Annotated in this window: 1 protein-coding gene; it reads left to right on the top strand. The window is 54.2% G+C overall.

The genetic code is table 11. From position 1 onward, the window contains the following. Positions 1-389, top strand: a 389-nt coding sequence (locus tag ACQRCJ_RS12525) for an IS5 family transposase (RefSeq protein ID WP_427799953.1), incomplete at both ends; no start/stop codon positions are given.

The raw sequence follows: 389 nt of genomic DNA, 5'->3' as shown, positions 1-389 counted from the left end.
GGAGAAGGTCGGAGGCGCAAAACAGACCTGCGTGAGATCATCAATGCGTTGCGCTATCTCATACGTTCTGGATGTTCGTGGAGGATGCTCCCGCAAGAATTCGGGCCGTGGCAAACTGTCTACTGGTGGTTTCGACGACTGATGAGGCGTTTCCTCTTTGCAACGATACTCGATATTTGTACCATGCTCGACCGGCATCGCCAGAAAAAGACTCTCGCCCCTTCTCTTGCAGTCCTGGACAGCCAGTCAGTGAAGGCCCCACATGCTTCGGATCGTGGGATCGATGCCCACAAGAAGATCGTTGGTAGAAAACGGCATGTAGCAGTGGATTCCGACGGTCGTCTCCTGCTCGTCAATATGACCCCGGCCAACGTGGCAGATAGTACAGG

The organism is Desulfovibrio sp. SGI.102 (genome assembly GCF_050314315.1).
In the GTDB taxonomy this organism is placed as follows: Bacteria; Desulfobacterota; Desulfovibrionia; order Desulfovibrionales; family Desulfovibrionaceae; genus Desulfovibrio.
The sequence above is the reverse complement of the archived record's forward strand: the minus strand, read 5'-3'. Positions and strand labels throughout refer to the sequence as shown.